Origin of the sequence: Flavobacterium ginsenosidimutans (assembly GCF_037478105.1) — a bacterium.
In the GTDB taxonomy this organism is placed as follows: Bacteria; Bacteroidota; Bacteroidia; order Flavobacteriales; family Flavobacteriaceae; genus Flavobacterium; species Flavobacterium ginsenosidimutans.
Genome location: NZ_CP147988.1, coordinates 1,998,899 through 2,021,349 on the forward strand (window position 1 = coordinate 1,998,899; position 22,451 = coordinate 2,021,349).

The 22,451-nt window shown below is 33.8% G+C and carries 17 protein-coding genes; 14 read left to right on the plus strand and 3 right to left on the minus strand.

All coding sequences use genetic code 11. The features are described 5' to 3' along the window. Positions 1–21: 21 nt before the first annotated feature. Entirely contained in the window at positions 22–1,113 is a 1,092-nt protein-coding gene (locus V6624_RS08890) for an endonuclease/exonuclease/phosphatase family protein (protein ID WP_338841591.1), read from the minus strand. Between the two features lie 128 nt (positions 1,114–1,241). Here V6624_RS08890 and V6624_RS08895 point away from each other — a divergent pair, with 128 nt between their 5' ends. The 12 genes from V6624_RS08895 (at position 1,242) to V6624_RS08950 (ending at position 20,476) form a co-directional block, all read left to right on the plus strand. Further along, positions 1,242–2,318 carry a serine hydrolase gene (locus V6624_RS08895; RefSeq protein ID WP_338841592.1) on the plus strand — a complete coding sequence of 359 codons (1,077 nt, stop codon included), beginning with the start codon at positions 1,242–1,244 and terminating at the stop codon, positions 2,316–2,318. Between the two features lie 155 nt (positions 2,319–2,473). Continuing rightward, entirely contained in the window at positions 2,474–3,373 is a 900-nt protein-coding gene (locus V6624_RS08900) for a S66 peptidase family protein (RefSeq protein ID WP_095929630.1), read from the plus strand. A 182-nt stretch (positions 3,374–3,555) separates the two neighbouring features. Continuing rightward, positions 3,556–3,927, plus strand: coding sequence for a YraN family protein (locus V6624_RS08905; RefSeq protein WP_111286295.1), 372 nt, complete (start codon positions 3,556–3,558; stop codon positions 3,925–3,927). Between the two features lie 116 nt (positions 3,928–4,043). Next, positions 4,044–4,700 carry a hypothetical protein gene (locus V6624_RS08910; protein ID WP_008466087.1) on the plus strand — a complete coding sequence of 219 codons (657 nt, stop codon included), beginning with the start codon at positions 4,044–4,046 and terminating at the stop codon, positions 4,698–4,700. Positions 4,701–5,086: 386 nt separating this feature from the next. After that, the gene (locus tag V6624_RS08915; protein WP_111286297.1) at positions 5,087–5,650 is read left to right on the plus strand and encodes an RNA polymerase sigma factor; all 564 of its coding nucleotides are present in this window, start codon (positions 5,087–5,089) and stop codon (positions 5,648–5,650) included. A gap of 564 nt (positions 5,651–6,214) precedes the next feature. Then, positions 6,215–7,393, plus strand: a complete 1,179-nt coding sequence (locus tag V6624_RS08920; protein ID WP_338841593.1) for a FecR family protein — start codon at positions 6,215–6,217, stop codon at positions 7,391–7,393. Positions 7,394–7,584: 191 nt separating this feature from the next. Beyond that, positions 7,585–10,797 carry a TonB-dependent receptor gene (locus tag V6624_RS08925; protein WP_239455654.1) on the plus strand — a complete coding sequence of 1,071 codons (3,213 nt, stop codon included), beginning with the start codon at positions 7,585–7,587 and terminating at the stop codon, positions 10,795–10,797. An 8-nt stretch (positions 10,798–10,805) separates the two neighbouring features. Continuing rightward, positions 10,806–12,314 carry a RagB/SusD family nutrient uptake outer membrane protein gene (locus V6624_RS08930; protein ID WP_111286303.1) on the plus strand — a complete coding sequence of 503 codons (1,509 nt, stop codon included), beginning with the start codon at positions 10,806–10,808 and terminating at the stop codon, positions 12,312–12,314. Between the two features lie 13 nt (positions 12,315–12,327). Beyond that, positions 12,328–13,407: a SusE domain-containing protein gene (locus V6624_RS08935; protein ID WP_111286305.1), complete on the plus strand. Its 1,080-nt coding sequence runs from the start codon at positions 12,328–12,330 to the stop codon at positions 13,405–13,407. A gap of 86 nt (positions 13,408–13,493) precedes the next feature. Continuing rightward, entirely contained in the window at positions 13,494–14,876 is a 1,383-nt protein-coding gene (locus tag V6624_RS08940; protein WP_338841594.1) for an alpha-amylase family glycosyl hydrolase, read from the plus strand. A 48-nt stretch (positions 14,877–14,924) separates the two neighbouring features. Continuing rightward, positions 14,925–17,102 carry a glycoside hydrolase family 97 protein gene (locus tag V6624_RS08945; protein WP_239455655.1) on the plus strand — a complete coding sequence of 726 codons (2,178 nt, stop codon included), beginning with the start codon at positions 14,925–14,927 and terminating at the stop codon, positions 17,100–17,102. A 260-nt stretch (positions 17,103–17,362) separates the two neighbouring features. Then, complete coding sequence (locus tag V6624_RS08950; RefSeq protein WP_111286309.1) at positions 17,363–20,476, plus strand: Ig-like domain-containing protein; 3,114 nt, start codon at positions 17,363–17,365, stop codon at positions 20,474–20,476. Positions 20,477–20,550: 74 nt separating this feature from the next. Here V6624_RS08950 and V6624_RS08955 read toward each other — a convergent pair whose 3' ends face one another. Beyond that, on the minus strand, positions 20,551–21,105 hold the full coding sequence (locus V6624_RS08955; protein WP_111286311.1) for a DUF5683 domain-containing protein: 555 nt from the start codon (positions 21,103–21,105) through the stop codon (positions 20,551–20,553). Between the two features lie 180 nt (positions 21,106–21,285). Between V6624_RS08955 and V6624_RS08960 the strand changes: the two genes are divergently transcribed. Both V6624_RS08960 and V6624_RS08965 read left to right on the plus strand, forming a co-directional pair. Beyond that, entirely contained in the window at positions 21,286–21,435 is a 150-nt protein-coding gene (locus V6624_RS08960) for a hypothetical protein (RefSeq protein WP_162614949.1), read from the plus strand. Further along, positions 21,419–21,925, plus strand: a complete 507-nt coding sequence (locus V6624_RS08965; protein ID WP_111286313.1) for a DUF6169 family protein — start codon at positions 21,419–21,421, stop codon at positions 21,923–21,925. Before V6624_RS08960 ends, V6624_RS08965 begins: the two co-directional genes overlap by 17 nt. A gap of 35 nt (positions 21,926–21,960) precedes the next feature. On the opposite strand, the gene V6624_RS08970 is transcribed toward V6624_RS08965, so the two are convergent. Continuing rightward, positions 21,961–22,434, minus strand: coding sequence for a hypothetical protein (locus V6624_RS08970; RefSeq protein ID WP_111286315.1), 474 nt, complete (start codon positions 22,432–22,434; stop codon positions 21,961–21,963). Positions 22,435–22,451: the final 17 nt, after the last annotated feature.

A 22,451-nucleotide genomic window follows, 5' to 3' on the forward strand; every position in this document is an offset into this window, starting at 1 on the left:
ACTGCAACTGCGACTGAATACTTATTTAAATTCTTTTATCAAATAAACATAAACTGGAAAATGGTCGCTAAACCCAGCTTGTGAGATTGTATTGCGTAAAGGATAGCCTTTATATTGCCCTGAACTTTGAATGAGATAAGGTTTATTGAAAATACCTGCTTTCCAGAAATTAAAAGTCGAAAAATCAGCATTAATTAAAGACTCTGTCATGATAATTTGATCAAAAATATTCCAGGAATCTCTAAAAGCAATTGTTCCCATTCCTTTATTGGAAAGTTCTTCAAAAGGGTTAAAAACTCCAAATTCTGGAACTTCTGTTTTTACTCCGCGTGCGCCTAAACCTGTTTTTATACTTTTATTAAAAGGTCCGTCATTGAAATCTCCCATTGTCAATACTTTTGCTCTTGGATTAATCTGTTGCAATGAATCAATAATTTTTCGGTTTAATTTTCCTGCAGCTTCCCGAAATGCAGTCGTTGCTTTTTCTCCGCCAGATCTAGAAGGCCAGTGATTGACAATAATATGTATTTCTTCGTCTTCCAAAAATCCCGAAACCAAAAGCTGATCTCTTGTAAAAACTCGATTATTATTTTCCTTTTTAACTTCTATTTCATCATCCAAAACTTCTGCTTCTTTTGGGGAAATTTCTTTTTTATAAATAATTAAAGGAATATTCGAATAAGAAGTTGGTCTAAAATATTTTTTCTGATACAATAAAGCCACATCGATTCCTCTTTTGTCTGGCGAATCAAAATGAATGATTCCTAAATCTAGTGGCAATAGCTTTGGTTCTTTTATTAAATCTTCTAAAACGCCACGATTTTCTATTTCGGCTCCTCCGATCAAGGTTGGAGCATTTGAATTTTCGGGCATTCCAATTTCAGAAATAACTTTTGCCAGATTTTTTAATTTTTGCTGATATTTTTCTGTTGTCCAACGTTGTGCTCCATTTGGAGTCCATTCATCATCATTTGTAAATTCATCATTTACAGTGTCGTAAAGATTTTCAAAATTGTAAAAAGCAACGGTGTGTATTTTGTATTTTTTTGGTTGACTAAACAGAAGTGTCAGCGAAAAAAGAAAAATCAAACAAAATTTATATTTTAAAGGCATAGAGAAGATTTTTTAAAAGACAAATTTAATTATTTTGTAAGATTTTTACTTAAATAAAATCTGAAAATATTACATTTGTTTCTAATAAAAGTCTTGTATCTTGCTGAAAAAATCTGACAATTTATAACATGAAAAAAATACTGCTTTTTGCTTTATTCATGAGCTTTACAAATCCATTTTATGGACAAAAAAATAGTTCCAAAGCAGAGGAAATCAGGAAACAATATAAAATTCCAGAATTAGCTTATGCAGTTGTTTCTTCAGATTCTATTCTTGAAATTAACGTTTTAGGATTTCAACGTTACAAGTCTTCTCATAAAGCAAAAATTAATGATTTATTTCGTTTAGGATCAATCACAAAAACGATCACAAGTTACATCGCAGCGACTTTAGTAAAGGAAGGAAAATTAAACTGGAATACTAAATTTTTTGATTTATATCCTGAATTAAAACCAGAAAGTAATCCCGAAATTTATAACGTAACCTTACAAGATTTCTTGACATTTCGAGCGCCAATTCCAACTTGGTCTTATGGAAATGAAACTCCAAATCAACAAGAAATTAAAGGAAATAATCAAGAACAACGTTATGAATTTATAAGCTGGTTTTTTAAGCAAAAACAGATTGTTACTGAAAAACAAGAATGGTATGGTTCCAATCCAAGTTTTGTTGCTGCAGGTTTAATGCTCGAAAAAGCAACTGGAAAAAGTTATGAAACTTTAGTGCAAGAATTGGGTAAAAAGCTAAATATCAACTTCGGTTTTGGACAGCCAAACGTTAGTGATATAAGCCAGCCGTGGGGACATGATGAAAATTTGAAGCCCGAAAAACCATTTGTAAATTATAAATTAAATTGGCTTTCATCAGCAGGAAATATCAATGTAAATCTTCCTGATTTTTGCAAATTTACGCAGATGCAATTACAAGGTTTGTTAGGGAAATCAAAAGTATTATCTGAAGAAGAATTTAATAAAATGCATTTTGGTTTTCCTGAGTTTTCTTTTGGATGGTATTCTGAAATAAATGAAAAATCGGGCTTAAAATATTCTTTTCACTATGGAAATCCAGGAACATTTTTAACCAAAGTGTATATTTGCAAAAACATCAACAAAGCTTTTATCTTATTTTCCAATGTGCAATCTGAAGAAGCTGATAAAGGTTTAATGTTGCTTTTGGCCGAACTGCAAAAACAATACGGAGGCTAAATTTACCAAACCTTAAAAATTAATTTTATAAATTTAAGCAAAAGAAAAAAATGAATAAAAATCGAATTGACTATATAAAAAGACGTTTTGCCTTTTGTAAACTCGCATTTCTTATTTTTGCTTTACAATCATTCAACTGTCAATCTCAACAAAACATGATAACACCACCTTATTTACAAAAAGGAGATACTGTAGCGCTTTTGGCAACAGCTAGAAAAAACATCGATGACAATTTAAAACCAACAATAGATTTATTGCATAGTTGGGGTTTAGAAGCCGTAATTGGATCTACAATTGGATTGGATTATCATCAATTGGCTGGAACAGACGAACAAAGAGCTGCCGATTTTCAAAAGCAATTAGACAACCCAAACATTAAAGCAATTTGGTGTGTACGAGGCGGATACGGAACTGTTAGAATGTTAGATTTACTGGATTTTACTAAATTCAAACAGCATCCAAAATGGGTTATCGGTTTTAGTGACGTAACGGTTCTACATAATCATTTGAATACTATGGGTTACAAATCTATTCATGGCATTATGCCTGTAACGGTTCCTAGAGCGACTCCAGATGCTGTAAGCTCGTTAAAAGCCGCTTTATTTAACGAACCTATTTCCTACTCTATCAGCCCAACTCCTATGAATCGTTTAGGAAGTGCTACTGGAGAATTAGTTGGCGGTAATTTATCTATTTTATACAGTTTATTAGGATCTCCATCCGCAATTGACTGCAAGGATAAAATTTTATTTATCGAAGATTTGGATGAATATCTGTATCATATTGATCGTATGATGATGAATCTAAGACGTAACGGTTGTATTGAAAATCTAAAAGGAATTATCATTGGCGGAATGACAAGCATGAAAGACAACGAAGTGCCTTGGGGGAAAAACGCTTTAGAAATTATTGATGACGTAACCAAAAAATACAATATTCCAGTAATTTTCAATTTCCCAGCCGGGCATATTAGAGACAACAGGGCTTTAATTATGGGAAATACCGTTTCTATAGAAGTTACAGCTTCTGGAAGTACGGTTACTTTTAAAAAATAATACCGCACAATCCTTTTTAAGGAAACTCAAAAAATACCACATAAAAATCTTGGAAAGACGCAAAGTCGCAAAGTTTTAAAATGCTTTGTGATTTTGCGTTTTTTCATGCAACAATTTCATTTAGTAAAAATAATTTCTAAGATTCACACTGAAAACTGTGACTGAGACTTAATACTAGAACAATGGCAGAACATAACGATTTAGGAAAATTAGGCGAAGATCTCGCAGCGGCTCATTTGGAAGAAAATGGATATTCTATTTTAGAACGAAACTTTGTAATCCAAAAAGCAGAAATAGATATAATTGCACAAAAAGATTCTGTCTTGGCAATTGTTGAAGTTAAAACTCGCTCAAGTTTAGATTTCGGTTCTCCGCAAGATTTTGTAAAGCAAAAAAAGATCCAATTACTTATTAAAGCAGTAAATGCCTACATAAACGATAGGGAAAAGGATTTTGCAGAAGATTTAGAAATCCGTTTTGATATCATTGCGGTCCATAAAAACGGGGAAACATTTGCAATTGAACATCTTACAGACGCTTTTTATCACTTTTAACATAATTTTTTATTGTTATAATTGTAACAATTTGTTTTTTTATTTATATTTGCAGAGAATTATAACATCGCAATGTTAAATTAACAACCAACTGTTACCAAAAAAAAAAAAGAATTATGAAAACTGTTTCTTCTATTGTAGAAAACTACATTAAAACAAAACCATTTTTATTGAATGCCCTCTCGCTTGGAATTATTAACCTAACTTCACTTTCGCGAAATATTATGACCGAATTGGAAAGTGAATTTGGAAAAGAAGTAAAACAAGGAGCTGTTGTAATGTCTTTAAAACGACTGACGGAAGAACTAGACTTTAAACTTAACCACAAAATCAATAAAGTAATTAAGAATATTGGTGAAATCACTGTTCGCTCTGAGCTTACAGATTACACTTTTGCTGCTTCAGAAACTGTTTTGAACAAACAAGCAGATTTAATCTCTGATATTAATGCTTTATCTGATATTTTTTATACCTCATCTCGTGGTGTAAACGAAACTAATATCGTTGTCAGCAGTAGTGTAAATCACTTAGTTGAAAAACACTTTATGAGAGAAAAATTAATCCAGAAATTAGATAATTTAGCTTCAATTACTGTAAAATTACCAAAAGAAAACATTGTTGTTCCTGGTATTTATTACTTCATTTTCCAACGTTTGGCTTGGGAAGGAATTATCATTAATGAGGTAATTTCGACTTCAAATGAGTTTACTATTTTAGTTGGAGAAGATCAAGTTGATGTAGCTTTTAAAGTTATCAAAGATTTGAAAAACTAATTCGTAAAAGAATATTTAGAATCATTTTTTGATTCTTTTTATAACACAAATCCTTTTGTCTTTTTAAAAGATAAAAGGATTTTTTCTTTAAATATTACTCATTTTCGAAATAGATTTAATATTTCGCAGATAAGAATATTCTCAAAAGTGATATTCTCAATTAAAATTTATTTCGCAAAAGCGTCATTAAGACACTTACTTGTATAAAAGCGACCTGCGAGTACTTTTTGTATCTTTCCTTTAAAAATTAACTCAAAAATCAGAATTAAGTTTTTTTATATATAATTTGTTGCGAATAATATTTTTATATATTTGCGATGAAGTCAGACACAAGACCTCTTATTTTGATAGTTTAATACAATTAAAATTAAATAAAGCGAATTAAATTGTTAGAAGCTGCCAACCATAGTGAAAAATTATTGGTAAGTGAACTCAAAAATGGAAACGAAAAAGCTTTTCGTCAACTTTTTGATTTATACCACCAAGATATTTATGGGTACAGCATTAGTCTTCTAAAATCAAAAGAAGCCGCAGAGGAGAATGTACAGGATGTTTTTATGAAGGTTTGGCTTAATCGCGAAAGTTTAGATATAGAACAATCATTTAAGGCCTATATTTTTACAATTGCACGAAATCAGGCTTTTAATGTTTTGAATAAAGCAGCAAATGAAGTTATTTTAAAAGAAGCTGTTTTTTATGAAAGCCAAAAATCACATGAATATGGAGATTATGCTATTCGGGAAGCCGACTGCAAAAAACTCCAAAAACAAGCTATAAAACAGCTTCCTCCTAAACGACGGCAGATTTTTAAAATGTCACGGAAAAAAGGAATGAGCTATGAAGAAATAAGTCAGGAACTCGGAATTTCAATAAATACAGTCCGGAACCAAATGAGTAAAGCGCTCGAATCGATGCGCGGTTTTTTTCAACTTCACGATGAAATTATCTAACCAAAACCACAAATATTACCCTAAAAATCACTCTTCGGAGTGATTTTTTTTTTGAATGCTTTTAAAACTTCACTCAATCTTGTCATCCTGAGGAACGAAGGATCACACAAGGAATTCCACAATCAGAATCGATAACTTTTGTCATCTTCTATTGATTTTCCCTAGTAAAAATGAAAAAAAGAATCGTGAATAAACCTCTTTGCTCGCGAGAGGGATGGGAGCAAGCTACCGAAGTAGCGCGGACAGCCCGACAGCATTAGGAAAAGGGGCGAATAAAGACAAAGATAGTTGGCCCCTTTTTCTAATGCTGGCTCGCCCAAAATATCTTTTTTATATTCAGATTGGGAGATTTCTTTGTCGATTTTCTTGTGTGATCCTTCGTTCCTCAGGATGACAAAATGCATTTAATTATTGTTTCTTTAAAAAAGAAATTTTTTGCATTTCTATAAAAATCAACACATTAAGAAATTAAAAATATTAAAATTTAAAAATTTATAACGTTTGAGTAGTACTCCACTCCTCTTCATCTGTATTATAGAAACACAGAACCTAAAAACATTCTTAATGAATTCAAATTCTGAAATAAAAGCGCTTTTAGAGAAGTTTATTTTAAATCAATGTACTGCTGAAGAAACAGAACAGATCATTGCTTATTGCCGAGAAAATAATCTTACAGAAGATTTTCCGACGGTTGATGAAGTGAAAAATCTATTGATCGAAATGCCAAAAATGGATGAGCAAAAGGCTGATTCCATTTTCAATACTATTTTATCTGCTTCAAAAGAACAAGAAACAGTAATTGAATTACAGCCTAGAAAATCAAATTATAGAAAATACATTTCTATTGCGGCTTCTGTAGTTGTTTTATTGGGAATTGGTTTTTTCTACAAACAAAACATGGCTAACAAAGCTGTTGAACAAAAATTCGATTTTAAAAGCTCAGATATTGTTTTACAATTAGAAAATGGAGAAACTCAGATTATTTCTGAAAACAATTCATCTAATGTAAAAGATGCGAAGGGAAATATCGTTGGAAATCAAAATGGAGATAAATTAGTTTACGGAAATGGTTCAGATTCTGAAAAACTGGTTTATAATACCATCAAGATTCCGTACGGTAAAAAATTCCGTCTTCAATTATCTGACGGAACATTTGTTCACTTAAACTCTGGAACAACTTTAAAATATCCTGTAAAATTTATCGCTGGCGAAAACAGACAAGTTTTTCTTGATGGAGAAGCATTTTTTGATGTTGCAAAAGATAAAAAACATCCATTTATAGTAAATGCTGACGAATTGAATGTTCGTGTTTTAGGAACGCATTTCAACGTTTCAAATTATCCTGAAGATGCTGCAACTGATGTTGTTTTGGTTGAAGGTTCTGTTGGGATGTATCAATCCAATGAAGAATTTGACGCTTCTAAAAACATCATTTTGAAACCAGGTTTTAAAGGAAGTTTCAATAGAGAAAATGCTAAAATTTCGACTAAAGCAGTTATCACAGATATCTACACTTCTTGGATAGATGGCGGATTGACCTTTAGAAATATGACTTTCAGAAACATTATTACGAAGTTGGAAAGACGCTACAACGTTACAATCATCAACAAAAATGAAAAATTGGCTAGCGAGAAATTCAATGCCAGCTTTAAAGATGAATCAATTGAAAATGTTATGAGTTATTTTAACGATATCCACGGCATTAATTACACGATAAAAAACAATCAAATACTAATTAAATAACCACTAAAACCAATAAAAAAATATGAAGAAATAACATTACGGGAATAAAAAAATCGGAAAGAGCTGCGAACAATTTCCGATTAACTAAGTGATTGAATATAACGAATTAACTACAATCAATTAACAAAATTATGAAAAAAAAATCTAAGAATAATGGGTTTCTATACTCATTGTTCCAAAAAGACCTAAAATTGAAACTAACTACTCTACTTATTTTGGTCGCCATGTTTAATATTAAAGCGAGTACTTATGCCCAAAAAACAAAGGTTACTCTCGAATTAAACAATTCAACAATCGAAAAGGTTATTGAGACCATTGAACAAAAAACTGATTTCAGATTTATTTACAAATTGAACGATATCGACTTAGATCGAACGGTTTCAATTTCTGTAAAAGATCAGTCTATATATGTTGTTTTAGATAAAATTTTTAAAGGAACTCCTACCGAATTTAAAATTCGTGATACTCAAATTATCCTTAAAAAACCAGAACTTAAAACACAGGTAATAGAATTTCAAAAGCAAACTGTTTCGGGTGTAATTACAGACGAAAACGGAATGCCTTTGCCTGGAGCTTCTGTTATTGAAGAAGGAACAAAAAACGGAATGGTTACCGATTTTGATGGAAAATACAAACTTACTGTAGAAAGCAGCCAGTCGGTTATTATTGTTTCTTTTGTTGGATACAAAGAGAAAAAAGTAACTGCAAATCAGTCTGTAATAAACATTCAGCTTCTTCCAGATGCGACTGACTTACAAGAAATTGTAGTAGTTGGTTACGGTACAGCAACAAAAAGAGATGTTACTGGAGCTGTTTCTTCTATTGGTGCAAAAGACATGAATCAAGGAGCAATCGTGAATCCGTTGCAATTGATTTCGGGAAAAGCGGCAGGTGTTAACATTACGCAATTAGGAAGTGAGCCAGGTAATGGACCAAGCGTTCGTATTCGTGGTATTTCATCTTTAATTGGTGGAAGCGATCCTTTAGTAGTTGTTGACGGAATTCAAGGAAATATGGATTTGCTAAACCAAGTTCCGCCTAGCGAAATTGAAAGTTTTGATATTTTAAAAGATGCTTCTGCAACTGCAATTTATGGTTCTCGCGGTGCGCCAGGTGTAATTATCATTACTACGAAAAAGAATAAAGCGGGTAAAACTACAATGGAATATATTGGTTCTACCTCTTTAGATTTTATTCCGAAGAAATTAGATATGCTAAATGCCGATGAATGGTGGGCTGCGGCACAAAGTGTTAGTGTTCCTGCATCTGCAAATCATGGTTCAAATACAGATTGGTACGGAATTTTAACGCAAACTGGAATTACACAAACTCATACTTTGTCTTTTGGCGGAGGAACAGATAAATTCAGTTATAGAGCTTCCTTATCAGCAATTTTACAAGATGGAGTTGTTATTAATTCAAACAACAAAAAATACATCGGCCGTATTCAGGCAACTCAATTAGCTTTGGATGACAAATTAAAATTAACTTTCAATTTAAATACCGGAATTAACAATACAACAAGTATTATTCAAAGTGTTGGAACTGCGGCTTATACTTCAAATTTAATTACAAATGCTTATTTAGTTAGACCAACAGATCCTGTTTTCAATACTGATGGAACTTATTTTACAGATTCAAATGTATTTCAATATTTAAACCCTTACGCGGCGGCACAAACTACCACAAATGAGGCGCAAAATGACAACTTATTTGGAAGTTTAAAAGCCGATTTGGACTTAGCTAAAGGTTTAACATTAAACTGGTTTGGAAGCTGGAGAAAAACAAATGTAACATACGGTTATTTCCAACCTATAGAATCAACTGTTGCTTATGCAATTGATCAAAATGGTTTTGCGAATATTAGAAACCAAAGACAAAATGAAAAGTTAACCAACTTAAGTCTTAATTACAAAAAGACATTTGGTGTACATACCATTAATGCCTTAGGTTTATACGAATGGCAAAATCAGATGTATCAAGGAAATTATGCCCAAGCAAGAGGTTTTATGAATGATAAAACAACTTACAATGCATTACAATTGGGAGATTTGTCAAAAGTTCGTCCTGGGGATATTGAATCATACAAAAATGACAGAACATTAGTTTCATTTTTAGCAAGAGTAAACTATTCTTTATTAGATCGTTATTTGGTTACTGCAAGTATCCGTCGTGATGGTTCGTCTGTATTTGGAGCTAACAACAAATGGGGAAATTTCCCTTCAGCATCGGTTGCTTGGCAAATTGACAAAGAGCCTTTCATGCAAAAGCAAAATGTTTTTGATGAGCTAAAAATTCGTGCGGGTTACGGAGCAACTGGAAATCAGCAAGGTCTTCTTCCGCAGCAGTCTCTTTCATTGGTTGGAAACTCAGGAATCACTTATTTTGGAGGTCAGCCAATTACAAATTACAGCATTTATCAAAACTCAAATGCCGACTTGAAATGGGAAACTAAAAAACAAACAAATTTAGGTCTTGATTTTGCTCTTTTCAATAATAGATTAAGAGGAACTGTAGATGTTTATACTTCTAAAACAGAAGATTTATTATTTGATTATACAGTACCTCAACCTCCATATCCTTATCCAACTATTAAGGCAAATGTTGGAAGTATTTCAAACAAAGGTATTGAGTTCTCGCTTGCTTACGATGTTATTAAATCGCAAAACAGTACGCTTACTTTGGCAGGAAACGTGGCATTCATGAAAAATGAAGTTCTTAATTTAAATGGAAGCATTAATGGCGTTCCTTTAAATACTGATTATGTTGGCTGGGGAGCTGCAAACTCTTATTTAGTTAAAGGAAAACCAATTGGAGCGTTTTATATTTTAGAACATACAGGTAAAAACGAAAACAATGTTGAAACTGTTTTGGATCGTGATGGAAACGGTACAATTGATCAAGGTGCTAAAAGCCCTGATCGCTATTATGCAGGTTCAGCTTTACCAACTTATACTTTTGCGTTTAATCCTTCTTACAGATATAAAAACTTCGATGCTTCTATGTTAGTAAGAGGTTCTGGAGGAAATAAAATCTACAACGGATTACGTTCTAACTTAAGCAGATTGGAAAATATTGGTAAATCGAATGTTTTAGCTAGTGCAGTAGAAACAGGAATTTATACTTCTCCTTACGGTTCTGATTTATGGTTAGAAGATGGTTCTTTCGTTCGTTTAGAAAATCTTACAGCGGGATATAGTTTCCGTTTTACAGATAAATATATTGATACTATTAGACTTTCACTTACAGGAAACAATTTATTCCTAATTACAGATTATTCAGGTATTGATCCAGAATTGAACGTAAGCGGAAGTGGCAGAACTGAAGATAACTTCGGTGGCGATAGAGGAATTTATCCTCGTACCAGAAGCGTGGCGTTTGGTTTGACTGTAAAATTTAAATAGTAAAAAACATGAAAATTAAAAATATATTGATAACAGGAAGCTTGTGTTTCCTGACACTTTTTAGTTGTACAGACATAGAAGAAAATGTGTATGATAAATATCCTGCAGAAGATTTTTACGGAACTCCTGAAGGTGCTGATATAGCACTAGCAAGCGTTTATGCGCAAATTCCTGGAGAATTCGTGAGAGACGGAGCAAGTGGTGTTGGTTATGCTGGAGCAGATAACGGATGGTACGATATGAACTGTATGTCTTCTGACGAACAGGTTATTCCGCATAGAAATACGGGTGACTGGCAGATGGATTTTGCTCGTCTTCACAAACATGAATGGCTTCCAACTGATTTTATTATAGGTAATACTTGGAACTGGCTTTATAAATCTATTTTCAATGCCAATCTAGCAGTAGATTTATTGCAAAAAGCGAATGCTGACGCTTCAAAAATTGCTGAAGCAAAAACATTAAGAGCTTTCTTTTATTATTTATTGATTGATGATTTTGGTGATGTTCCTTTCTACACAGACAATAATATTACTGTTGATAAAATTCCGCAGTCAAGCCGTAAAGAGGTTTATGATTTTATTGTAAAAGAACTAACTGAAAACGTTGAATTGTTATCTGGAACAAGAGGCGGAAATTATTATGGAAGATTCAATAAATGGGCAGGTTATACTTTGTTAGCAAAAGTATATTTGAACGCAGAAGTTTATACAGGAACTCCAAAATGGAACGAAGCTTTAACAGCCTGTAACAAAGTTGCCGATGGCGGATTTACACTTCACTCTGGAGCTACAGATGCTTCAAATCCGTTAGGAAGTAAATATTACGAGTTATTTGGAGATGTGCTTCCAGAAGACGAAACGATCTTGCCAATTTATGCTACTCTAGATATTGTTTCACGTAACGTTTATGCAGTTCGTAGTTTATACGGTGCTCATGCACAAGCTTTATTCGGTTTCAGCGGTTGGAATGGTACAATTGTTCCTAAAGATTTCTTCTTGAAATATGATGCAAATGATGTTCGTAGAAAACAGTTTTTGTTTGGAGAACAGCCAGGAGGTTTCAATTATACGCTTGATGTTGCTTCATTAGACAATCCAGGAGCAGATCCTCAAGCGGGTGTTCGTAATGTGAAATTTTATCCTGTAGCACCTAGAACTGGTGGAGGTGCTTCTAACGACTTCCCTATTTTCAGATACGCAGATGTTATCTTAATGATGGCAGAATGTAATGCTCGTTTAGGAAACGCTGCTGCTGCAAAACCATTTATTGATCAGATTAGACAACGCGCAGGATTAAACGCTTTAGACCACAATCCTACTCTAGATGATATTTACAACGAAAGAGGATTTGAATTAAACTGGGAAGGCCATAGAAGACAAGATATGATTCGTTTCAATAAATTTTTATTGGCTAACGAATTTAGACCTGAGTCTCCTGCTTTCAGAAAATTGTTCCCAATTCCAACCTCAGCTTTAGATGCCAATCGTGGATTAAAACAAAACCCTGGTTACTAAAAACAAAACTATCATGAAAAAATATATCAATAAATTATTCATATTAGGCAGTTTGCTGTTCTTGGGTTCATCCTGCGACACTGACGCCCCATTAACGACATTAAAATCTGTTAGTTTCCCTTCAGAAATAAGTGTTTCAACAAGTACATTAGTTTTAACAGAAGATACCGCTGCCGATCAGGTTTTACTGGTTTCTTGGCCAGAAGTCGCTTTTCCTATTGAAGCTCCAGTAACGTACGCTATTCAATTTGATTTAGTTGGAGATACGAGTGGTGCAAACGCTTGGATGAAAGCAAAACGAATTGAAGTAGGTACAGATGTTTTAAGCAGAGCTTTAATTGGAGAAGAATTAAATAAAATTGCTGTAGATCTAGGTCTTCCTATTAATGTTGAAGGAAAACTAGTCGTTCGCGTAGAAGCTGCGATGGATCGTAAAGTATATTCAAATCCTGTTACTTTAACAGTTACTCCTTATGAAAAAAGCGTTGTTTTTGGCGAAATTTATATGCCCGGAAGCTATCAAGGCTGGGCTATTGAAACCGCTGCGGCTTTAACAGCAATTCAAAAAGGAGTGTACCAAGGTTACATGACTGTTGCCGAAGGTGCAGGACTAGGATTTAAGTTAAATACAGAAAGAAACTGGGCTCAATTTTATGGCGCTGGCGATACAAACAGTGATCTTAAAAACATGAGTGATACAGATTTTGTACTCCCTGGAGCTGGTTCATATCAAATTAAAGTGAATTTGAACACTTTAAAATGGACTGCAACGCCTTATTCTTGGGGAATTGTTGGTGATGCGACTTCTGGAAGCTGGGATAACAGCACACCGATGAGCTACGATCATCAGACAAAAACTTGGAAAGTTACTGCCGTTTTAGTTCCTGGAAATGTGAAATTCAGATTAAACAACAGCTGGACAATCAATTACGGGCCTAAAAACACAACTGACGGAATTGTATATCTAGACGATCAAGGTTCTCATTATGTTGGCGAAGGCGGAACTTACGAAATCACATTACAAATAAATGATGTCGATCCTGCAAGTACTGGATATCCTCCAACAGCAACTTATACGATTACAAAAAAATAAAAAATTAAGTTTAGTTTGGTTTGAGTTTACCTGTCTTTTTACTTCGAAAGGCAGGTTACTTCTCAACCACTTAAAATGTAAAAATTATGAAATTTAATATAAAAATCATTTACGGATTATTGCTTGCATTAGCATTTGTTTCGTGCAGTTCTTCTGATGATGACAACAAAACTCCAGCATTTCCGTATACACAATATGGAGCACCTTTTGAAAAAATGCCAAAGAAAGAAGATGCAGTAATTTATCAAGTAAATATTCGTGCTTTTAGTCAGGCTGGAACACTTAAAGGAGTTCAAGAAAGGCTTTCTCAAATTCAGGAATTAGGAGCAAATGTCATTTATTTAATGCCTATTTATCCTGTTGGAAAAGAAAGAGCAACTGGCGAATTAGGATCTCCTTACGCAGTAAAAGATTATAAAGCGATAAATCCTGATTTTGGAACTTTACAAGATCTTCAAACTTTAGTTGAAGAAGCGCACAAGAAAAACATGGCTGTTGTTTTAGACTGGGTTGCAAACCATACAGCTTGGGACAACGCTTGGATTACACAGCATAAAGATTGGTATCAGCAAGATGCTAGTGGCAATATTATCATTCCTCCAGGAACAAATTATAATGATGTCGCACAGCTAAATTTCAATAATACTGAAATGAAAGACGCGATGATCGATGCGATGTCATATTGGGTTTATAATGCGAATATTGACGGTTTCAGATGCGATTATGCCGATTTTGTTCCGAACAATTTCTGGTCAGATGCAATATCAAAACTTAGAAAAATTAAAAAGAATCAAACGATTTTAATGCTGGCTGAAGGTTCAAAATACAATCACTTTGCATCAGGTTTTGATTATACTTTTGGGTTTAATTTTTTCTCTACGCTTGAGCAGCTTTTTAAAGAAAACAAACCCGCAACAACTATTCAAGATTCGAATGCTACAGAATATGCAAACGTTTACGATCCAGCAAACAAAGTAGTTAGATACACAAGCAATCATGACGTGAATCTTTCTGATGGAACGCCATTAGAGCTTTTTGGAGGCAAAAAAGGATCTATGGCAACATTTGTTGTCGCAGCTTATTTAAAATCAATTCCAATGATTTATAACGGACAAGAAATTGGCTACGACAAAAGATTAAATTATTTTGCAAAAACACCAATTGACTGGTCAACTGCAGACAATGAAATGCTAGCTGAATACAAAAAAATCATTGCTTTCAGAAACGCAAGCAACGCTCTTAAAACAGGAGAATTTACAGGTTACAGCAGTAATTCTGTTAGTGCTTTCACAATGACAAAAGACTCTGAAAAAGTATTCGTACTTTCAAATTTAACAAGTTCAACTGTAAAACATCTAATTCCTTCAACATTAAAAGGAACTTGGAAAGATGCTTTTAGCGGAGCTTCAGTAACGGTTAGTTCAGATGTAACACTTCAGCCTTTTCAATATTTAGTATTGAAAAATTAATTTCAATGCAGCTTTAAATAAAATTAAATTTGCAAAAAACCAAATAACATGAATTTTCAATCCCAAAAATCATTGCTTCAAATACGTTTGAGCAAAAAAACAGCGCTTTTATTTTTTATCCTTGCCTCTTTTTGGCTTCAGGCACAAGAAATAACTTCGCCAGACAAAAATCTTTCTTTAAAATTTGAATTAAAAGAAGGCGGAATTCCGTCTTACCAATTATCATATAAGCAGAAACCAGTTATTAAACCAAGTTCTTTAGGTTTAGAGCTTCTAAACAGAGCTTCATTTATGGATGGTTTTACCGTTACAAATACGGCTCAATCTACTTTTGATGAAAATTGGAATCCTGTTTTAGGGGAAGAAAAAACAATTCGTAATCATTATAACGAATTGGTTGTCACTTTAGCTCAGGCAAAAAATAACAATAGATTTATCCGCATTCGTTTCCGTTTATTCAACGACGGATTGGGATTTAGATATGAATTTCCTAAACAAAATGACCTGAATTATTTTGTAATTAAAGAAGAACGCACCGAATTTCAATTGGCTGGAAATCATAAAATTTTCTGGATTCCAGGAGATTATGATACCAACGAATATGCTTATACGACTTCGAAGATTTCAGAAATTCCTTCTTTGATAAAAAAAGCTACGATTGAAATTAATGCACAGCAGCCAATTAAGGAACTTTCTGTACAAACACCATCTATGATGAAATCTGATGACGGTTTATACATCAACATTCACGAAGCAGGATTAATCAATTATCCAGCAATGTACCTTGAAATTGATGCTAAAACCAACAAAATGACAAGTCATTTGGCGCCTGATGCCGTTGGTGCAAAAGGCTACATGCAGACTGACGCTCAAACGCCTTGGAGAACCATTATAGTAAGCGATAAAGCAACTGATATTTTAGCTTCAAAATTGATTTTAAATCTTAACGAACCAACAAGTTATAAAGATGTTTCTTGGATTAAACCTGTGAAATACATCGGAATTTGGTGGGAATATTTCGTTGCTGGAAGAAGTACTTGGGCTTTTGGAAAAGAAAACAACGTAAAAATGACGGATGATTTCACCAAACTTACTCCAAACGGAAAACACGGAGCCACAACAGAACGCGCAAAAGAATACATTGATTTTGCTTCTAAAAATGGTTTTGATGCGATTCTTATCGAAGGCTGGAACATTGGCTGGGAAGACTGGATTGGCAATTGGAAAGAAGACGTTTTTGATTTCGTAACCGCATATCCAGATTTTGATGTAAAAGCGGTGCATGCTTATGCAGCTTCAAAAGGAGTGAAAATTATTATGCATCACGAAACTTCTGGATCGGCTACAAATTACGAACGTCGTTTGGATCGCGCTTTTCAATTTATGAATGATAACGGTTATGATGCTGTAAAAACAGGTTATGTAGGACAGATTATTCCGCGTGGCGAACATCACGACGGACAATGGATGGTAAATCATTACATCAACGTTGCCAAACGTGCTGCCGATTATAAAATTATGATTAACAGCCACGAAGCAGTTCGCCCAACGGGATTAAACCGTACTTTTCCAAACTGGATTGCTCAGGAATCAGCGCGCGGTACTGAGTTCGAATCTATGGGAGGATTAGCTCCAGATCATACTACAATTTTACCATTTACCCGTTTAATGGGAGGTCCAATGGATTATACGCCTGGAATTTTCCAAACTGACCTTTCTTACTACGGAACAGGAAGTTCACAACGAGTAAACACAACTTTAGTAAAACAATTGGCTTATTATGTAACCATGTACAGTCCGCTGCAAATGGCTGCTGATATTCCTGGAAATTATGAGCGTTTTCCAGACGCATTTCAGTTCATCAAAGATGTGGCTGTAGATTGGGATAACAGTTATATTTTGGAAGCTGAACCTGGAGATTATATTACAATTGCACGTAAAGCAAAAAGCAAAAACGAATGGTTTATTGGCGGAATTACAGATGAAAATGCAAGAACAGCAAACATTTCATTTGATTATTTACCTGCAGGAAAAAATTTCGTCGCAACAATTTATGCCGATGCTAAAGATGCTAATTGGAATCAGAATCCACAGAAATATACCGTTACTAAAGTTATTGTAAACTCAAAAAGCAAATTGAAGCAATATTTAGCTCCGGGCGGTGGTGTTGCCATCAGCATCAAAGAAGGAACTGCTTCAGATTTAAAAGGATTGAAAAAATTATAATTTAAGATGCTATCCCGAAGCTTCGGGACTGAGATACTCAGTTTCTAAGTTTTTTTACCACGAATTTTCAGAATTAAGATTTTCTAGATAAATCCTTATTCGTGAATTCGTGGCAGAAAAACTATGCTCTTTTTTGAGCAAAAAATTAAAACTTACTACTTGAAAACTATTAACCACAAAATGTTTGTCGAATTTAAAAACAATGCGAGTGAGAATGAATTTTAGTTAGAAATGCCGACAAGCATGCAAAAACTATTATTATGAAAATCAAAATTACCACTAGATTATTTCATATTACCAAAGCATTAATTTGCTTTCTATTATTATTTGCAAGTTCAGTTTATGCACAAGATCCTGCTCAGTACGGAACACCCTTTGCAGGAGTGCCTGATACGAGAGATATCAATATGTATCAGGTGCATATTCGTCCGTTTAGCGCCAACGGAGATTTAGCCGGAGTAACCGCCCGATTAGACAATATAAAAGCACTCGGCACTAATGTTATTTATTTAATGCCAATTTTTCCCCACGGCACAGACTCCCGAAGTTCGGCTTCGCCCTATTGTATCAAAGACTTTAAAGCCGTCGGTTCTGAATACGGTTCACTGGCTGATTTAAGAACTTTGGTTGATGGCGCTCACAGCCGCGGCATGGCCGTTATTTTAGATATTGCCATCAACGGAACATCATGGGATCACGGATGGACCGTTTCACATCCTGAATATTACAAACGAACCGGAACCACAATTCAGCAGTTAGGAAACTTCTCTGATATTGCAGCGCTTGATCTTAATAGTTCAGCAACAAGAGCAGCCATTAAAGATGCTATGCGCTATTGGATTTTTGCAGCTAATATTGACGGTTACCGTTGCGATTATGCTAATAACCCTCCTTTAGATTTTTGGTCAGAAGTAAATTCAAATCTTCGAAGCATAACTTCTCACAACTTATTAATGTTAGCCGAAGGCGACAGACAAGAAAACTTTCAAGTTGGTTTCGACATGAATTATGGAGATAGATGGTTTCATGCTGGGTTATATGATATTGCTAGCGGCGGACCTGTTTCTCAAAGAATTCAAGATCAAACTACTTATGAATATGCGAAAGCAACTGGAAATCAGCAAATCGTTAGATATACTGGAAATCACGATACCTACACAAATGATGATGGCGTAAGAAGACCATTTGTTGTATTTAAAAACCATAACGGAGTCGTTGCAAACTTTCTAGTTTCAGCTTATATGCGAGGCGTTCCTTTTTTAATGAGCGGACAAGAAATTGATTACGAACCAAAAACAGACTGGCCGTGGACTAATTTTAAATTCAATTGGTCTCAAAATCCAACTGCCGCCGCAGATTTCGCAAAAATCTTAAATTTCAGAACAACAAGTGCAGCCATTAGACGCGGTGATTTAACGACGTATGCTAATGATGATATTAGTATTTTCACCAAAACATTAGGAACTGAGAAAGTTATTGTAATGTCGAATTTGAGAAACGCAGCTAAATCGTACGTTATTCCAGCGGCTTTAGCGGGAACTTATGTAAATCCATATAACAATAATGCTTCGGTTACTTTAACCGCAGGTGCAACGCGTAATTTTGCTGCTTTCGAATATTTGGTTTTAACTAATACAAATGCTCCGGTTGTAGCCGTTACAGGAGTTTCTGTGAGTCCAACAACAGTAACTGTTGGTTTAGGATCTACACAACAATTAAATGCTACAATTGCTCCTGCAAATGCAACAAATCAAAACGTAACTTGGACATCGAGCAATACAGCTGTGGCAACAGTAAGTGCTTCTGGTTTAGTTACAGCAGTTGCAGCAGGAACAGCAACTATTACAGTTAAAACAGTTGATGGAAATAAAACAGCAACTTCTGCAATAACTGTCGCTGCAATTCCCGTTTCTTCTGTAGCCGTTTCTCCAACTTCTGCAAGTCTATATGCTGGAAATACACAACAGCTTTCTGCAACAATTTCACCAGCAAATGCCACAAATAAAACGGTTACTTGGTCATCAAGCAATACCGCAATCGCAACGGTAAATTCAAGCGGACTTGTAACAGCAGTTTCTGCCGGAACAGCAACAATTACAGCAACTACACAAGACGGAAATAAAACAGCTTCGGCAACAATTACAGTAAATCCGAATACAAATTTCACGGTTTATTTCTATAAACCATCAAATTGGGGAACTGGAATTAAAATTTACTATTGGAATGCTTTACCAACAGGAGTTTTGGCAACTGTAAACTGGCCTGGAGTAAACATGACCGATGCTGGAAATGGTTGGTACAGTTATACATTTACAAACGTAACTTCAAGCAATTTAATTTTCAACGACGGAACCAATCAAACTGCCGACTTAAGCCGAAATAAAACAGGGTGGTATATGAATGCTACTTGGTACGATTCAAATCCGGGAACGGGTGTTGCGGTTACAAGTGTAAGTTTGAGTCCAACCACAGCTTCATTGAATGTTGGCGGAACACAACAATTGACTCCAACTGTTCTTCCTGCAAATGCTACTAATAAATCGGTAACCTATAGTTCAAATAATACGGCTGTAGCAACTGTAAATGCTTCAGGTTTAGTTACCGCTGTAGCGAATGGAACGGCGACAATTACCGTTACAACTGTTGATGGAAGTAAAACAAGTACTTGTTTAGTATCGGTTACAACAGCTTCTGGAGGAGGAAATTATTACACGATCAAAAACAGATGGACTGGTGCTTATTTATCTGATGCAGGAACAAATGTAGGTTACGGAACGAGTGTTTCTAGCAACAATTATAAATGGCAAAAAATTGCAATTGACGCTACTTATTTTGTATTGAAAAATGTAGCAACTGGTGAATTGATGAATATCGAAGGTCAAACTGGAAATGTACAATGTAACATCACCGATACCACTTTCTGGAGTGCGCAATGGTCAAGCGATTATATTGACGGAACTTGGACTCGTTTAAGAAACAGATGGCAGACAGGAAATATTATTCATATCGAAAACCAAACTGGTTCTGCTCAATACGGAAATTCACAAGATGGCTGGTACAGTGCGCAATGGCAATTAGAACCAACAACTGTTGGAACTTCAAGAGCAGCATTAAATATTGAAGAAGCTTCTACAACTGAACCTGTAATTGGTATTTATCCAAATCCGGCAACAAACAATGAATTTCATGTTTTAATGCCTGAATTAACAAACGGAGATGCTGAAATTTTCGTTTCTGATTTGAACGGAAGAACAGTTTTAAATCAAAGACTTTCTTCTTCAGGACAAGTTAATCATCATTTATCTTCTGGAATTTATATTGTAAATATTGTTTCTAAAGATTTTAATGTGACTAAAAAACTGATTGTTAAATAATTTTTTTGCCACGAATTCCGAATTAATTCTAAGTAAATTTTTAAAAATTCGTGAATTCGTGGCTATTTTTTTTCTTAAAAAGTATAATTCAGAGCAAACCCGAAATTATTATTGAAGGTGATATCATTTTTTATAACTGCAGGTTTAAATGCCAATCTTTCATCTACATTAAACTGTGACAATGCGGCATCAATATTGGCATCTATAATATTTAAAACATAAAAACCGACCATAAACAAAGCGGATAAATCCCTGTTTCTTTGAAACTGTTTTTGTGCAGAAATCAATTGGCTTTCGCTTAATCCAGCTAAAAATTGCGAATCACTTTCTATACCTTCGAGTCTGCTTTTGTATTCGTCTCTATAAATATTATATTTTTTTTGATTGTCGATATACAAATAAGTGCTCGTACCAATTGCACCATAAACTAAAGGAAGTTTCCAATATTTTTTATTATAAATCTGACCTAAACCTGGCAAAACAGCAGAATAAAAAGCCGCTTTTGAAGGACGAAGCGGATCAATAGTTTCAGATTTTAAAGAATCGTTTAAAATGATTTTATTTTTTCCTTGAGCGAAAATTGTAGTAAATCCAATAAGTAAAAAAAGAAAAAGAAATTGATTTTGCATAAAAGTTGGCTTTGAAAATTTTGTTTCAAAGAAAACTTTTTAGTTCTAAGATTTTTCTTAAATAAAAGATAAAGAAAGCTTAATTTTTAAATTATACTGATAACCAAGTAAATACATTTAAAGAATAAAAATAATACTACAAATTTTGGAGTATTCAACTTAAATCTGTTACTTTGCAATATGAAAACTACAGCAGTAAATAAAGAAGTTATTAAAAAAGCAATTATCAAAATGAGAGAAGATAAGGTTGCTGTACGCTCTTTTTTACAAGGGAAAACTTCTGCCGAAACCTTAACTTCAAAAGGTATCAAACTTGTTAAAACAATATAATTATACTTTTAATTCTGATTCTGGTTATTATAGTTTCTTTACAAAAAGACAAATTGAATACAGGGTTGCTTTCTATGAAGATTTCACATTAGCATCTTGTGTTGGGAATGATATAGAACTTGGAAATGTTTATCAAATTACTATAGACAGAATTAGTTCTCAACCTGAACAGTTTGATGTATTGATTTCAGAAACAATCAAAAACATTATTGCCTCGTTTTTTGAAAATATTCATGATGCATTAATTTATATTTGCGATGATAATGATAAAAAAGCATTTCAAAGATTTTCTGTTTTTGACAGATGGTACGAAAAAAGCTCCATGACCAATTATATCATTAAGCTTAATAATATTATCGAATTTGATTCTGATAGAGAAATTATCAAACTTTATACTTCCCTAATGCTTCATAAAGAAAATGTCAATTTTAAAGTCATAAAAGACGCCTTTAATAATATCAGCAATGCATTAAATGGAGAAAAGCCATAATAAAAATGCCGTTTGAGAATTTCAAACGGCATTTTTTATTTTTTCAATTCAGGATAAATATCATCTTTTGTATTCAAAATCAAATCCGGACCAAACGATTTTAAAATATAATTGTTTCTTTCTTTTTTATAATAAAATCTTGCAGGCTTCACTTTTTTAAAATCAAATTCATCACTAAAAAACTCTTGGTCTATAAAGAATTTATTTTGAGGTTTCAGTTGAGCAAGACTATCTGGATATTGATCATTTTTACTTTTATAAAACTCCAAATCTTTTACAACTTCATTCAATCGATAATTTGTAAATTGAATTAAATGTCCTTTATGAAAATCACTAGTTAAATAAAAATACCAAAACAAAGGAGTAACAAGAATTCCTGCGAATCCAATTATTTTCATTTTTCTATCTTTTCTAATAAAGCCTTGAACAATGAGAATTGCTCCAGAAATTAATCCGAAATTTGGAATCAATCCTACAAAACCCCATTTATAAAGACTTTTTGAAGTCATCTTTTTCTTCAATATTT